The organism is Massilia sp. 01N417 (genome assembly GCF_056399645.1).
In genome coordinates, this window is the sequence record NZ_JBFTRS010000039.1 from 1 (window position 1) to 14,779 (window position 14,779).

Here is a 14,779-nt window from a genome sequence, read left to right on the forward strand (position 1 = left end):
CTCCTTGAAGGGTCGTTCGAGACCAGGACGTTGATAGGTCGGGTGTGGAAGTGCAGTAATGCATTAAGCTAACCGATACTAATTGCCCGTACGGCTTGTCCCTATAACCTTGGCAGTCATGCCGGGGTACGATGACAGCTGTTTGTTGACACAACAGATAAAACTACTTCTTCCGGATTCAGCGTCGCGTCTTCCTCAGGAGACGATACGCGTACAAGTCATGCCTGATGACCATAGCAAGTCGGTACCACCCCTTCCCATCCCGAACAGGACCGTGAAACGACTTTGCGCCGATGATAGTGCTGCAACCAGTGTGAAAGTAGGTTATCGTCAGGCTAATTATTCGCAGAAGCCCGCTCAATCCGATTGAGCGGGCTTTTTGCTTTTCTGGGCGCGATTTTCGATCGCTCCATTCCGCTACACTCATCCACAACACCTGTACCGTTTCCGAACAATCGAGCTTCCCCTAACGGGATCGGCCAGTTGGCATGTCATTTGCTCGCACTACAACAAACGACACGACCAGGGGACATGGATGGCGCATCGAATCGGTCGCGCGGCGGGCGCCGCCGCCGCACGGCTTGGCATGCCTTTCCTGTTGCTCCTCGCCGGCACCGCCACCACCGCCGCCACCGCCGAAGAGCCGCGCGTCGCCAGGGTCGAGGTCGTCGGCCTTGCTCCTGTCTATGGTCTCGGCATCGATCGCGACCTCTTGCCTTATCCGGTACAGGTAGCTAGCGACAAAGCCATCCGCAAGGCGGGCGGCGAGAATCTGGCCGAATTCATGGCGCACAACCTGAGCGGCGTGAACGCGAACGAGATCTCGGGCAGCCCCTTCCAGAGCGAAATCACCTTCCGCGGCTTTCGCGCCTCGTCCATACTGGGCAGCTCGCAGGGCATCTCCATCTACCTGGACGGCGTGCGCGTGAACGAGCCTTTCGGCGATGTGATCAACTGGGACATGGTGCCGGAGGCGGCGATCGGCGACCTGACCCTCGTCACCGGCGCCAACCCCCTGTACGGCCTGAACACGCTGGGCGGCGCGCTCGCCTTCAGGACCAGGTCCGGTCTCACGGATCCGGGCGGCGAGTTCGAATTCTCGGTAAGCAGCCAGGGCCGGCGCCGCAGCGACATCGCCCATGGCTGGCAGGGCAGCGGCGGCTGGCACGGCTTCATCGGCGCCACGCTGTTCGATGACGCCGGCTGGCGCGCTCATTCCGCCGGAAGGCTGGGCAATGTGCTTGCCAAGGTCGGCCGCGCGAATGGACCCACTGACTGGAGCGCGTCGCTGCTCGCCGGCCGCAGCCGTGTGCTCGGCAACGGATTGTTGCCGGACCCTCTGTACCAGGATCAACGCAGCGCCGTCTATACCTATCCGGACACGACTCGCAACCACCTGGTGCAGGGCACTTTCAACCTCATGCACCGTTTCGCCCGCGACAGCGAACTGAGCGCCGTCGCCTATGTCCGCAACAGCCGTCGCGATACCGTCAACGGCGACGTCAGCGAGGAATACCAGGATTACGTCGATGATTGCGGCGCCGGCTTCGGCGCCGGCGGGACGCCGCTCGCGCCTGCCTCATGCAAGATGACGAGGGAGCAGGGCGCCGCGCTGCATGCCGGCGTGCTGAATACGACCAGCACGCGCCAGAATGGCAGCGGCGGCAGTCTTGCGTTCGGCACCCGGCGCGGCCTGGTGCGCCTGGACGGCGGCGCCAGCCTGGACCGCAGCGACGTCGAGTACGCCCAGTTCGCACAGGCGGCGTTCGTGACCGTCGCGCGCGAAGTCATCGGGGATCCGCTCGAGCCGCGCGAGCCGACCTCATCGGTGGTCGGCACATCGCGTACTGCCGCGGCCTATCTTTCCGCATCGATGGAAGTCGCACCGGGAACCCAACTGACGGCCAGCGCCCGCTATGGCCACACGCGCGTCGAGAACACCCTGAGCAACGAGCGCGGCGCGCAGCCGCGGGAAGGCTTCAGCTACCGCCGCCTGAATCCCGCGCTCGGCTTCACCCATGTGCTGCTTCCGCGTGTGACATTGTTCGCCAACGTCGCCCAGGGCAGCCGGGTGCCGACCGTGATCGAACTCGGATGCGCGGACCCGGACAATCCCTGCCGCCTGCCGGTCGGCCTGCAATCCGATCCCTACCTGAAGCAGGTCGTAGCGCGCACGATGGAGGCTGGGGCGCGCGGCCGCTTCCAGCAGGATGGCGTGTCGGGCAGCTATTCGCTGTCCCTGCACCGGACAGTCAACCGCGACGACATCCTGTTCCTGAGCTCGCCGTCGCGCCAGGGTTATTTTTCGAATTTCGAACGTACCCGCCACCAGGGCCTGGACGCCATGTTGAGCCGCCAGTCCGGACGGCTCGGCTTACGCTTTTCCTACAGCTATCTGCAGGCGGTGTACGACGCCGACGGCGAACTGTTCACCGGTGCGCGCCATGTCCGGGTCCGGCGCGGGACCCGGATGGCGGGCCTGCCGCGCCATACCGGCAAGCTGTCGCTGGACTGGAACACGAGCCCGGCGCTGACCCTGGGCGCGGACGTCCACGCGGTATCGAGCCTGGTCACGCAAGGAAACGAGGACGGCCTGCTCGAGGATCCCGAAGACGGCGAAGATGCGCATCGCGCCGACCGGCGGGTGCATGGTTACCTGCTGCTCGGCTTGCGCGCCAGCTACCGGCCGGCGGATAACTGGGATTTTTTTGCACGCATCAGCAATGTGTTCGACCGCCGCTACGAAACCTTCGGCGCGCTCGCACCGGACCTGTTCCCGCACGGCCGCCTGCTCGCGCCGCACGAGCAGGCCGGCGAGGCCGAACAGGCGCGTTTCGTGGCGCCGGGCGCACCGCGCGCCATCGTCGCCGGCCTGCGCTATCGTTTCTGATCAGAAGCGGTATTCGGTGGTGAGGCCGGCCATCCACTGCCGCCCCGGCGCCGCTTCGTAAAAGCGTTTATTGGTATAGAGATTCAGTCCTCGCGCCACCTTGTACAGCACCCCGATCACCGGTGCTCGGCACGACTGCCGGTGACGATCACGACGGGAATACCGGCCGCCGCGCCGGTCCCGGTATCGGCCGCGTACGCCGGGCAGGCGAGCGCCACGCCGCCGGCCGCATACAGCGCGGCGATGGCGTTCAGCCCGCATGGTGGGTGCGTCATCTGTTCTCCCTGTTCCGGATTGAATGGTTTGTAGTTAAAGCAATATGCCTGCCATCCCTTCGACCCCGTACGGCGTACCGGTTTCCCGTTTCACGCGGCAGGACAGCTGCTCCAGATTTGCACAGTTGCCGCTTGAGTGTTGCGGTTCCGGCACGGCTCTACACGAGCTCTGCACAGGTTTCCCACGCCAGGTGCCTGGCACGACCCTTGCGATTGCCTGGACGTAGCACAAGACCATTCACAACGGAGACACCATGAAAACGAGAGCCGCCATCGCATGGAAGGCCGGAGCACCGCTGACGATCGCCGAGGTCGACCTGGAAGGGCCGCGCGCCGGCGAAGTGCTGGTCGAGGTCAAGGCCACCGGCATCTGCCATACCGATTACTACACGCTGTCGGGCGCCGATCCGGAAGGCATCTTCCCGGCCATCCTCGGCCATGAAGGGGCGGGCGTGGTGGTCGACGTCGGTCCCGGCGTGACCAGCGTCAAGCGCGATGACCACGTCATTCCGCTGTACACCCCGGAATGCCGCCAGTGCAAATTCTGCCTGTCGCAGAAGACCAACCTGTGCCAGGCCATCCGCTCCACGCAAGGCCGTGGGCTGATGCCGGACGGTACGTCGCGTTTCTCGCTGGACGGCCAGCCGATCTACCACTACATGGGCACCTCGACCTTCTCGAACTACATCGTGGTGCCTGAAATCGCGCTGGCCAAGATCCGCTCCGACGCACCCTTCGACAAGACCTGTTATATCGGCTGCGGCGTCACCACCGGCGTGGGCGCGGTGATCTTCACGGCCAGGGTGGAACCCGGCGCCAACGTGGTCGTGTTCGGCCTGGGCGGCATCGGCCTGAACGTGATCCAGGCGGCCAGGATGGTCGGCGCCGACAAGATCATCGGCGTGGACATCAACCCGGGCCGCGAACAGATGGCGCGCCAGTTCGGCATGACCCACTTCGTCAATCCGAAGGAAGTCGACAACGTGGTCGACGCCATCGTCCAGCTGACCGACGGCGGCGCCGACTATTCCTTCGAGTGCATCGGCAACGTCACCACCATGCGCCAGTCGCTGGAATGCTGCCACAAGGGCTGGGGCCAGTCGATCATCATCGGCGTGGCCGAAGCCGGCAAGGAAATCTCGACCCGTCCGTTCCAGCTGGTCACCGGGCGCGTCTGGAAAGGCTCGGCCTTCGGCGGCGCCCGCGGCCGCACCGACGTGCCCCGCATCGTCGATTGGTACATGGAAAACAAGATCAACATCGACGACCTCATTACCCATACCTTGCCTCTCGAGCGCATCAACGAAGGATTCGAGTTGATGAAGAGCGGGCAATCGATCCGTTCGGTAGTGCTGTACTAAGTCCAACGACAAGAGGAGACATGACCATGAACAGTGCAGTCCATATTCACCCGGCCGTCGATGAGGGCATTCCGCCGGAGGCGCCGGACTTCGCAGGCGGGACCCTGACCTGCCTGTGCGCCACCGACCCGGTGACGGTCGAGATCAAGGGGCAGGTGGCGCACAACCACGTATGCGGCTGCACCAAATGCTGGAAGCCGGCAGGGTCGCTGTTTTCCCAGGTCGCGGTGGTGCCGCGCGAGAACCTGCAGGTGGTCGCCAACGGCGACAAGCTGCAGCCGGTCGATGCCACCGCCACCATCGTGCGGCATGCCTGCCGCGAGTGCGGCGTGCACATGTATGGGCGCATCGAAAACACGGCGCATCCTTTCTACGGCCTGGACTTCGTGCACACCGAGCGCTCGAACCGGCGTGGCTGGGCGGCGCCCACCTTCGCGGCCTTCGTCTCCTCCATCATCGAGTCCGGCGCGCGGCCCGAAAACATGGGCGCCGTGCGTGCGCGCCTGAACGAGATCGGCTTGCCGCCCTACGACTGCCTGTCGCCGCCGCTGATGGACGCCATCTCGACCCACGTCGCCAAAGCCAAGGGCATCCTATGAAGCTCCTGCCCGTGCTGATGCTGGCATCCCTGGCGGCGCCGGCCACCGCGCAGCCCAACGAATTCCCGACCAGTGGGCGGGTGGAGTACGTGCTGGAGTGTATGCAAAAGCACGACGGCAAGTACGAGTTCCTCTACAAGTGCTCGTGCGTCATCGACCGCATCGCCGAGGCGATGCCTTACGAGGACTTCGTGGCGATGTCGACCGCCTTGCGCGACCAGGCCCTGGCAGGAGAGCGCGGCGGTGTGTTTCGTGATGCACCTACGGTCAAGGTCATGGCCGACAAGTACAAAACCATCCAGGCCGATGCGAACAAGGCCTGCCATGTGCAGCAGCGCTGAACCACAAGAAAACATTAGGAGACCAATATGTCATTGCAAACAAGACTGATCCGCTGGTGGCCCTGCCTCGTATTCGCCGCCTCGCCGGCCTTCGCGGCCGACTCCGATGTCGCACAGCTGAGCAAGGACCCGAAGAACTGGGCCATGCAGGCCGGTGACCTGAGCAACCAGCGTTACAGCGAACTCAAGCAGATCAACAGCAAGAACGCCAAAAACCTGCAGGTGGCCTGGACTTTCTCGACCGGCGTGCTGCGCGGCCACGAAGGCGGCCCGCTGATCATCGGCGACACGCTGTACCTGCACAGTCCCTTCCCGAACAAGGTGTTCGCGATCTCGCTGGACGACCAGAGCATCCGCTGGAAGTATGAGCCGAAGCAGGATCCGACCGTGATTCCGGTGATGTGCTGCGACACGGTCAACCGCGGACTCGCCTATTCGAACGGCAAGATCTTCCTGCAGCAGGCCGATACCACGCTGGTGGCGCTGGATGCCAAGACCGGCGCCGAACTGTGGAAGACCAAGGTCGGCGATCCGAAGATCGGCGAAACCACCACCAATGCACCGCACATCTTCAAGGACAAGCTGCTGACCGGCATCAGCGGCGGCGAGTTCGGCGTGCGCGGCCGCATCGCCGCCTACGATCCGAACACCGGCAAGCTGCTGTGGAAGGCCTTCAGCACCGGGCCGGACCAGGAAATGCTGATCGACCCGGCCAAGACCATGACCTGGACCGACGGCAAGATGGCGCCGGTCGGCCCCGACTCTTCGCTGAAGAGCTGGCAGGGCGACCAGTGGAAGCTGGGCGGCGGCACCACCTGGGGCTGGTACAGCTACGACCCGCAACTGAACCTGGTGTACTACGGCAGCGGCAACCCCAGCACCTGGAACCCGCGCCAGCGCCCGGGCGACAACAAGTGGTCGATGACGATCTTTGCCCGCGACCTCGACACCGGCATGGCGAAATGGGTCTACCAGATGACGCCGCACGACGAGTGGGACTATGACGGCGTCAACGAAATGATCCTGGCGGACATGAAGGTCAAGGGCCAGCCGCGCAAGGCACTGGTGCACTTCGACCGCAACGGCTTTGCCTACACGATGGACCGGCAGAGCGGCGAATTGCTCGTCGCCGAAAAATACGATCCGGCGGTCAACTGGGCCAGCCACATCGACATGAAGAGCGGACGTCCGGTCGTGGTGGCGAAGTACAGCACCGACAAGAACGGTCCGGACGTCAATTCGAAGGGCATCTGTCCTTCGGCCCTCGGCACCAAGGACCAGCAGCCCGCCACCTACTCGCACAAGACCGGCCTGTTCTATGTGCCGACCAACCACGTGTGCATGGACTACGAGCCCTTCCAGATCGAGTATACGGCCGGTCAACCCTACGTCGGCTCGACCCTGTCGATGTATGCGGCGCCGAACAGCCATGGCGGCCTGGGTAATTTCATCGCCTGGGATGCCAGCACCGGCAAGATCGTCTGGTCCAAGCCCGAGAAGTTCTCGGTGTGGAGCGGCGCATTGTCGACCGCCGGCGACGTGGTGTTCTACGGCACCCTGGAAGGCTATATCAAGGCGGTCGACCACAACGGCAAGGAACTGTGGAAGTTCAAGACCCCGTCCGGCATCATCGGCAACGTCACGACCTGGGAATACAAGGGCAAGCAGTATGTCGGCGTGCTGTCGGGCATCGGCGGCTGGGCCGGCATCGGCCTGGCGGCGGGCCTGACCAAGGGCACCGAAGGGCTGGGCGCCGTGGGCGGCTACAAGGACCTGGCCAAATACACCGAACTCGGTGGCGTGCTGACCGTGTTCGCGCTGCCGGATCGCTGATCCGCAGGATCCGTATCGCGCGGCCGCCGGCATCTCGCAGGCCGGTGGCCGTACCCTGTCATTACCGGAAATCGCCATGAACAAATTCGTGACCCTGATGTTGAGCGCGGCCGTCTGCATGGCCGCCGTACCCGCCGTCGCCGAGGAGGCTGCCGCGCCCGCGAGCGCCGCACCCTACAAGGTAGCCGACGGCAACAAGGTGGATGCCCAGACCCTGAGCGGCTGGAAGACCTGGCGCGCCCTGGCTTGCGAGCGCTGCCACGGCGCGGCGCAGGAAGGCATGGTCGGCCCCTCGCTGATCGACAGCCTGAAAGTGCTCACCAAAGAGCAGTTCAAGCAGACCGTCCTGCACGGCCGGATCGACAAGGGCATGCCCAACTTCGACGGCAGCAAGATGGTGGTCGAGAACATCGACAACCTGTATTCCTATTTGAAAGGACGCTCGGATGGCGCGATCCAGCCGGGCCACCTGAAGGAGATCGGCAAATGAGGTGGCCCGGCAGCCTGGGCAGGTTGGCGGGGGGCGCGCTGGCGCTGCTCTGCGTGGCCGGACCGATCGCCGCCCAACAGGCGATGAATGAGGCAGGGCCCGGCCAGGACAAGGTATTGCGTGTCTGCCAGGATCCGAACAACCTGCCGTTCTCGCACCGCGACCAGACCGGTTTCGAGAACAAGATCGCGGCCCTGTTCGCCCAGGAGCTGGGATGGAAGCTGGAACACACATGGTTCCCGCAGCGTATCGGCTTCATCCGCAATACCCTGCGCGCCAAGGTGGAGAATTCCGACCGTTTCAAGTGCGACCTGGTGACCGGCGTGCCGGCCGGGTTCGACATGGCGGCCACCACCCGTCCTTACTACCACTCGAGCTATGCGCTGGTGTACGTGAAGGGCAGGGGACTGGACGCCGTGCGCGGCCTGGACGACCTGGCGGCCTTGAAGCCTGAGCAGCGCGGCAAGCTGCGCTTCGGCGCCTTCACGTCCTCGCCCGTCACCGACTGGCTGATGGAGAACAGGCTCATGGAGCAGGTCGACTGGTACCAGAACCAGACCGGCGACGCCGAGCAGTACCCGGGCCAGATCATCGAGCGCGACCTCGCCAGCGGCAAGATCGACGTGGCCTTCGTCTGGGGACCGATCGCCGGCTACTTCGCACGCAATACGCACGCGGCGCCGATCGTGGCCGTGCCGCTTGCGTCGCGCCCGGGCATGAAGCTCGATTTCGAGATCGCGATGGCGGTGCGTCATGGCGACAAGGAATTCAGGCAGCGCATCGACCAGTTGATCGATGCCAACCGCGGCAAGATCGCCGCCATCCTCGACGAGTACGGCGTACCGCAGCTCGACCAGCAGGGACGGGTGCTCGCTTCTCAACGCCCGGGGAAACCATGATGCGCCGGCTCGCAGTGTTCGCGATGCTGGCCGCGCTTGCCGTGGGGCCGGCGGCCGCCCAGCAGATCTCGTCCGCCGAAACCCTGTTGTTCGAGACCGACCACCTGGCGCGCCTGAAGGCGCCGGCGACGCTGGTCTATGCCTTTCGCAAGGACAGCAACGTCGAGCCCGGCTTCAGCGACGAAGTGCGGCTCGACCTTGCCGAGGTCAAGGGCAAGCTGAGTGCGACCCTGCATTTCCTGTCGGGCGAGCACAGGCAGGACATTCCAGCGCTCGAGGAAGCCCATGGCAACCCGGTCCTGCTCGGCTTCCTCGAGCACGACATCGCCGAGATGAAGCGGCTGACCGGCGGCTCGACCAGTTATTTCCGCAAGCGGATCCGGATGGCGCTGGCGGAAAGCGCCCAGGTGGGCCGGCAGCAGATCGTCTACCAGGGCAGGACGCTGGATGCGCAGGTGGTGCGCATCCAGCCTTACCTGAACGACCCCATGCATGCACGCTTCGAGAAATACCTGCACAAGATCTACACCTTCGTCCTGAGCGAACAGGTGCCTGGAGGCCTGTATCAGTTGCGTACGTCGGTCGGCAAGCCGGAGCCGCTACGGACCGCCGCCAGCATGCCGGGCGTGCCGGCGCCTGTGCCCGTGATCGATGAAACCCTGACACTGATCAGCGTCACGCCCAAGCAGCCCTGAGTCGCATGGGACATCAGCAGGAGACACGCGATGGCGCCGTTGAAAGTATTCGCATTCGATTACGCGACCGCCGGCGGGCCGCTGCCGCGACGGCTGCCGCAGTCGCTCAGGCGCCAGGGCGACATGCTGCTACAGGCCCTGCAGGCCGACCTGCGCGCCGTGCCCGGCATCGAGCTGACGACGATCGCGCCGGTGCAGGACGCATCCGGGGCCCGGCCGGCTTTCAGCGAGCGCTTCCAGGCTGGACTGGAAGCGGCCGACGCGGTATGGCCCCTGGCGATCGAACCGGAAGGCTTGCTGGAACGCTTGTCGCGCGAGATCCTGGGCGCCAACCGGATCCTGCTGGGTAGTGCACCAGGTGCCGTGCATGTGGCAAGCAGCAAGCTCAACGTGGCGCGCGCGCTGGCGGATGGCGGCGTTCCGGTCGCCGCCACCTACAGTCCGCACGCCGCTTTGCCTGACGTGCGGGGGGCGTGGGTGGTCAAGCCCGACGGCGGTGCCGGTTGCTTCAACATCCGCCTGTTCAGCGATCGCGCGGCGGCGCTGGCGTGGATCCGTGTCGCGGCGGCGGAGGGTTATGTGCTGCAGCCCTTCATTGCCGGCAAACTGGGCAGCCTGTCCCTGCTGTGCTGCGATGGCGTGGCTCGGGTGCTGAGCTGCAACCTGGAGCGGGTGGCCATGCGCAACAACCGCTTCCACTTCCTTGGCAGCACTGTCGGCGGGCTGGAAGACCGCGATGGCGCTCTCGGCCGCCTGGCCCAGCAGGTGGCGGCGGCAATTCCCAGCCTGTGGGGCTATGTCGGCGTCGACTTCGCCCTCACCAGCGCAGGCCCCGTGGTGCTGGATGTGAATCCGCGTCTGACCGCCGCCTATGTCGGCCTGCACGCCGCGATCGGGCATAACCCGGCAGGCCTGGTGATCGAGCTGTTGAAGGGACCGGCGGCCATGCCCGGCCCCTTGCAGGCCCGCCGTGCCGTCAGCGTGGATCTCGGCGACGGCGCGGATGGCGCGGACTGAGGACTACCTGATCACGACGCCCCAGGGGAGTTTCCCGACCGGGATGTCGCGCAGCTTGGTCCGGCTTGCGGTGTCGATCACCGACACGCTGTTCGAGCGGCCATTCGCCACGTAGAGCTTGTTGCCGTCCGGTGTCAGCGCCATGTTCCATGGGCGCTGACCTACCGGAATCGTCGCCACGACCTGGTTGCTGTCGGTATCGATGACCGACACGCTGCCATCGCCGCCATTCGACACATAGACCTGTTTGCCGCCCGGATGGACGGCGATGCCGTTCGCACGCAGCCCGGCCTTGATGCGGGCAACGATGGCAAAGCTGCTGGTATCGATGACGAAGACTTCGTTGGCGTTCTCCGTCGCCACGTAGGCGCGGCTGCTGTCGGGCAGGAAACCGATGCCGCGTGGGCGCGCACCGACCGCGACCTGGCCTACCTGCTTGCGTGCGGCGAAATCGATGATGTCGACGGCGTCGCCTTCTTCCGCGCTGACGAAGAGCAGGCGGCCGTTCGGGCTGAACACCGCGTGCTCGGGGTTCTTGCCGTGGACCTTGATCGCGAACGCCAGCGCATTGCTGCGTGTGTCGACCACCGCGATATCGTTCTTGCCCTCGACCGCCGCCGCTACCCAGCGCCCATCGGGGGACATCGAGACACCTTCCGGCGACTCTCCCAGCGCGATCGCTGCGCCCGGTTTGCGGGCGGCGATGTCGACCAGTTGAAGGCTATTGTTCGGCTGGTCGCTGACGTACAGCCAGTGCCTGTCGAGGCCGACCGCCAGGCCGCGCGGCTTGCTGCCGCCGGGCAGGGAGGCTACCACCTGGTCGGTGGCGGTATCGATGACGGACACCGTGCCGGCACCCTCGTTGGGGACATAGGCGAAGGGTTCGGCATGCAGGAAGGAGGGCAGCGCCGCCAGCAGCGCCAGGGTGGTCGAAACGAGGTGCGTCGGGTTGAGAGTCATCGGTTCTCCAGGGGAAGGCCGGCGTGGCGGCGGATGCGTCGCACGGTACGGCGTGGCCACATGCGCCACAACAGGCCGTCGCGATCGATCAGCATGTGCTTGGCGACCGCAAGCACATGCACGCCGACGAACAGCGCGAGCAGCAGCGCGGTGAGATGGTGGGTCTGGTTGAAGAGGACGTACAGCGCCCTGTCGTCGGGCCCCCAGGGCGGCAGGCGCACCAGGTTGAAGAACTTGATGCCATGCTTGCTGAAATTCGATGCGAGATAGCCGGATAGCGGCAGCATCAGCATGCAAAGATACAGGACTGCATGGCTGAGCCTGGCCGCGTGCCGCTGCCAGGCCGGCATGCTGTCGGGCAGTGGCGGTGGCGCATGCATCAGGCGCCAGGCGAGGCGCAGCACGATCAGCAGGCCGATCAGGATGCCGCTGCTCTTGTGCAGGTTGACGTACATGCCGCGTTCCGGCGTGCCGCGCGGAATATCGTCCAGCATCAGGCCAAATGCGAATTGGCCGAGCAGCAGCAGGGCGATCAGCCAGTGCAGGACGATGGCCGTGGTCGTGTAGCGGTCGCGTTCGGGCTTGTGCATGGGCTCCGCTCAGTGAACCAGCGATTTCTCGGGCGGCTTGATGTTGAGCCGCTGCAGCTTGCGGTACAGTGTATTGCGGCTGATGCCCAGCTCCCGCGCCACGCCGCTCAGGTTCCATTCGTGACGCTGGAGTTCCTGCAGCAGCGCGCGCCGCTCGGCGCTTTCGAGCGTGTTCAGGCTGGATTCGGTCATTGCTCCCGCTTCCATTCCGGTACGGGCCGGCGGCGGCGCCTCGGCAGTCGTATCCCGGTATTCGGGCGGCAGGTCGCGCACGGTCAGGCAGTCTGTGTCCCGCAGGGCGATCATGCTGCGCAACAGGTGACGCAACTGGCGTACGTTGCCGGGCCAGCGCTGCTGTTCGAGCACGGACAGGAGGCGAGCATCGAGCTCGACCGGGCTGCCCTCGTCGCTTTCCTCCGTCGCCAGGTGGCGGATCAAGGCTGCGCGGTCTGCGCGCTCGCGCAAGGGCGGCAGGGTGAGCGTCACGCCCTGCAAGCGGTAATACAGGTCTTCGCGGAAGACGCCGAGTTCGATCTTCTTCTGCAGGTCGCAATGGGTGGCGCTGATGAGGCGGATGTCGAGCTTGACCGGGGTCTCGCTCCCGAGCGGAACCACTTCGCGCTCCTCGAGTACCCGCAGCAGCCGGGCCTGCAGGGCAACCGGCATGTCGCCGATCTCATCGAGGAAGAGCGTGCCCGAATTGGCCTGCAGGAGTTTGCCGCGCTGTCCCTCCTTGCTGGCGCCCGTGAAGGCACCGGAGCGATAGCCGAACAGTTCGCTCTCGATCAGCGATTCCGGTATCGATGCGCAATTGATTGCTATAAAAGGACGGCTGGCCCGGCTGCCGGACGCGTGGATGGCACGCGCGAACATCTCCTTGCCAGTGCCGGTCTCGCCCAGCAGCATGATTGCGACGTTCCGTTCGAGAACGCGTTTGGCTTTCTCGACATTGGCCGCCATGACGGGATCGCCGAACTGCAATTTGTCGAGCGGGCTGTCGGGCTGGATGGAGAATTCTTCCTTGGCGGCGACCCCGGGCAGGAGTCCGATCGGTGCCGCATGGCGTGGACTGGCAGCCGACAGGGGCTGGTACATCACGCCGAAAAAGCGCGCGCCGTTGCGGATCTCAAAGATCGGTACCGGATGGAAGGCTTTCCTGACCGTGCTGTCGATGAGGCCGGAAAAGGTAATGTTGAACAGCTCGGTGATGTCGCGGCCGACGATCTCGCTGCGGTCGTTGAATCCGAGCTGGAACAGGGCACAGCGCGTCGCGGCCAGCACCTTGCCGGTGACACTCAAGGCGATCGCACCTTCGCTCAAGGTGCCGACGAACTCCGGGCGGTTATGAAAACGCAGGATGAAATCATGGCGGAACTGGTGCAGGAACACCCGGTTTTCGATCATCTGTACCGACATGCTGACCAGCGCGAGTGTGTGTTGCTGGGCCAGGCGCGATTCGCCGGAGGCGTCGAGCACACCGACCAGCTCGCCTTCGTGATCGAAGATCGGCGCCGCAGCGCAGGAGAGGCCGGTGTTCCTGGACAGGTAGTGCTCGTCCTGGTGCACGGTTACGGGGCGTCGTTCGAACAGGCAGGTGCCCATGCCGTTGGTTCCCTGCGCACGTTCGCTCCATACCGCACCGGGCATCAGGCCGGTCTTCGATGCCGCATGCGTGAAGGCGGGGTCGCCGAAATAATTGAGCAGCACCCCCTCGCGGTCGGTCAGCATGATTGCGTAGCCGGAGCCCGCCAGTTGCTGGTACAGGTTGGCCATCTCGACTTTGGCGACCGCCTGGACATCGGCCAGGCGTTCCTGGCGCTCCCGTAATTCGGCGAACGGGACGACTTCGGGCTCGGCGCAGGTGCCGGGATCGAGCCGGTACTCGTCGAGGCATCGTATCCAGGACTGGGTAATGCGGTTTGCGCTTCCAGGACGTCCGGGTCCGTTTCGGCTTTGAACGACCGAGCGGACACGGTTGACGTGTTCCACGGCAAAGTTTGGCATGCTGTCTCCTGCGTCCTCACTCACGTGCCGGGCAAGGCGCCGGCCATGGCTTGTTATCGTATGGACTGTTATTGAGTTGCAACCACAGCATCAGATAGTACTCTCGGCAGCGAATAGTTCAAGTGTTCACAATATTTTTAACCAATAGCGTTGTCGGAAGAGCCCGATTTCCCGAAGTCCAGACAGGTATCATGGCTCATTGAATCAGCGTGAACTGTTCGCTCATATCGAGGCCTGGGGTCCAGATGCGCCGTCCGCACAACAGGACTTGTTGGCGCCACCGAGTTTTGCTATAGTTCGCGTCCTGCTTCTGCAGCGCACGAAAAGTTTAATAGAATCAACGAATTAAACTTGTATAAACGGCCATGCCGAGTGCACTGCAGAAAAAGATGGAGTTGACGAGGTAAGCGAAACACGGCATAATCTCATTCCTCTGCTGCTGACGAACAAAACGATTCGCCGGATGCAGCAAGGCAGTACCGAATACGATCTTTAACAATCAACAGTCGATAAGTGTGGGCGTTTGATGAAGTGCCAGCATCCTTCGGGGTGCTGAATGCTTAAATTATAAAATGTTCACAAAAAGTATAACGTTGCTCAGCAATGAGTAACGGTCAGTATTTTGAGTGGGCGACTCCGCTAGCAATAGCGGATGACACGAAAGTGTCGCAAACAGAGATTAAACTGAAGAGTTTGATCCTGGCTCAGATTGAACGCTGGCGGCATGCTTTACACATGCAAGTCGAACGGCAGCGCGGGGCAACCTGGCGGCGAGTGGCGAACGGGTGAGTAATACATCGGAACGTACCCAGAAGTGGGGGATAA

At 64.0% G+C, this 14,779-nt stretch carries 13 protein-coding genes and 3 rRNA genes; 12 read left to right on the plus strand and 4 right to left on the minus strand.

The annotated features are described in order from the left end of the window. From AC1DOQ_RS26285 to AC1DOQ_RS26295, 3 genes are all read left to right on the plus strand, one after another. Nucleotides 1–103 (plus strand): 23S ribosomal RNA (locus AC1DOQ_RS26285); the annotation flags it as partial. A gap of 120 nt (nucleotides 104–223) precedes the next feature. Beyond that, a 5S ribosomal RNA gene (gene rrf / locus AC1DOQ_RS26290) occupies nucleotides 224–336 on the plus strand. Nucleotides 337–535: 199 nt separating this feature from the next. Beyond that, on the plus strand, nucleotides 536–2,890 hold the full coding sequence (locus AC1DOQ_RS26295; RefSeq protein ID WP_477371157.1) for a TonB-dependent receptor: 2,355 nt from the start codon (nucleotides 536–538) through the stop codon (nucleotides 2,888–2,890). A gap of 116 nt (nucleotides 2,891–3,006) precedes the next feature. On the opposite strand, the gene AC1DOQ_RS26300 is transcribed toward AC1DOQ_RS26295, so the two are convergent. Next, a complete protein-coding gene (locus AC1DOQ_RS26300) occupies nucleotides 3,007–3,165 on the minus strand; it encodes a hypothetical protein (RefSeq protein WP_477371161.1) in 159 nt (52 codons plus the stop codon). A gap of 254 nt (nucleotides 3,166–3,419) precedes the next feature. On the opposite strand from AC1DOQ_RS26300, the gene AC1DOQ_RS26305 reads away from it, so the two are divergent. From AC1DOQ_RS26305 to AC1DOQ_RS26340, 8 genes are all read left to right on the plus strand, one after another. Beyond that, a complete protein-coding gene (locus AC1DOQ_RS26305) occupies nucleotides 3,420–4,526 on the plus strand; it encodes an S-(hydroxymethyl)glutathione dehydrogenase/class III alcohol dehydrogenase (protein ID WP_477371164.1) in 1,107 nt (368 codons plus the stop codon). A 26-nt stretch (nucleotides 4,527–4,552) separates the two neighbouring features. Beyond that, nucleotides 4,553–5,125, plus strand: coding sequence for an S-(hydroxymethyl)glutathione synthase (gfa, locus tag AC1DOQ_RS26310; protein ID WP_477371167.1), 573 nt, complete (start codon nucleotides 4,553–4,555; stop codon nucleotides 5,123–5,125). Beyond that, a complete protein-coding gene (locus AC1DOQ_RS26315; RefSeq protein ID WP_477371170.1) occupies nucleotides 5,122–5,466 on the plus strand; it encodes a hypothetical protein in 345 nt (114 codons plus the stop codon). Before gfa ends, AC1DOQ_RS26315 begins: the two co-directional genes overlap by 4 nt. A gap of 27 nt (nucleotides 5,467–5,493) precedes the next feature. Next, nucleotides 5,494–7,299 (plus strand): methanol/ethanol family PQQ-dependent dehydrogenase, encoded by a 1,806-nt coding sequence (locus tag AC1DOQ_RS26320; RefSeq protein ID WP_477371172.1) that lies wholly within the window; start codon nucleotides 5,494–5,496, stop codon nucleotides 7,297–7,299. A 76-nt stretch (nucleotides 7,300–7,375) separates the two neighbouring features. Next, nucleotides 7,376–7,789 (plus strand): c-type cytochrome, encoded by a 414-nt coding sequence (locus tag AC1DOQ_RS26325; protein WP_477371175.1) that lies wholly within the window; start codon nucleotides 7,376–7,378, stop codon nucleotides 7,787–7,789. Beyond that, nucleotides 7,786–8,688 (plus strand): quinoprotein dehydrogenase-associated putative ABC transporter substrate-binding protein, encoded by a 903-nt coding sequence (locus tag AC1DOQ_RS26330; protein WP_477371178.1) that lies wholly within the window; start codon nucleotides 7,786–7,788, stop codon nucleotides 8,686–8,688. Before AC1DOQ_RS26325 ends, AC1DOQ_RS26330 begins: the two co-directional genes overlap by 4 nt. Beyond that, nucleotides 8,685–9,383: a hypothetical protein gene (locus AC1DOQ_RS26335; RefSeq protein ID WP_477371181.1), complete on the plus strand. Its 699-nt coding sequence runs from the start codon at nucleotides 8,685–8,687 to the stop codon at nucleotides 9,381–9,383. Before AC1DOQ_RS26330 ends, AC1DOQ_RS26335 begins: the two co-directional genes overlap by 4 nt. 30 nt (nucleotides 9,384–9,413) lie before the next feature. After that, the gene (locus tag AC1DOQ_RS26340; protein ID WP_477371184.1) at nucleotides 9,414–10,400 is read left to right on the plus strand and encodes an ATP-grasp domain-containing protein; all 987 of its coding nucleotides are present in this window, start codon (nucleotides 9,414–9,416) and stop codon (nucleotides 10,398–10,400) included. Nucleotides 10,401–10,403: 3 nt separating this feature from the next. On the opposite strand, the gene AC1DOQ_RS26345 is transcribed toward AC1DOQ_RS26340, so the two are convergent. From AC1DOQ_RS26345 to AC1DOQ_RS26355, 3 genes are read right to left on the minus strand one after another with little or no spacing between them, the layout of a single operon-like run. After that, nucleotides 10,404–11,360, minus strand: coding sequence for a beta-propeller fold lactonase family protein (locus AC1DOQ_RS26345; RefSeq protein ID WP_477371187.1), 957 nt, complete (start codon nucleotides 11,358–11,360; stop codon nucleotides 10,404–10,406). Further along, nucleotides 11,357–11,950 (minus strand): cytochrome b, encoded by a 594-nt coding sequence (locus tag AC1DOQ_RS26350; RefSeq protein ID WP_477371190.1) that lies wholly within the window; start codon nucleotides 11,948–11,950, stop codon nucleotides 11,357–11,359. Before AC1DOQ_RS26350 ends, AC1DOQ_RS26345 begins: the two co-directional genes overlap by 4 nt. Nucleotides 11,951–11,959: 9 nt before the next feature. Further along, a complete protein-coding gene (locus AC1DOQ_RS26355; protein WP_477371193.1) occupies nucleotides 11,960–13,954 on the minus strand; it encodes a sigma-54-dependent Fis family transcriptional regulator in 1,995 nt (664 codons plus the stop codon). Nucleotides 13,955–14,635: 681 nt separating this feature from the next. On the opposite strand from AC1DOQ_RS26355, the gene AC1DOQ_RS26360 reads away from it, so the two are divergent. Continuing rightward, nucleotides 14,636–14,779 (plus strand): 16S ribosomal RNA (locus AC1DOQ_RS26360); the annotation flags it as partial.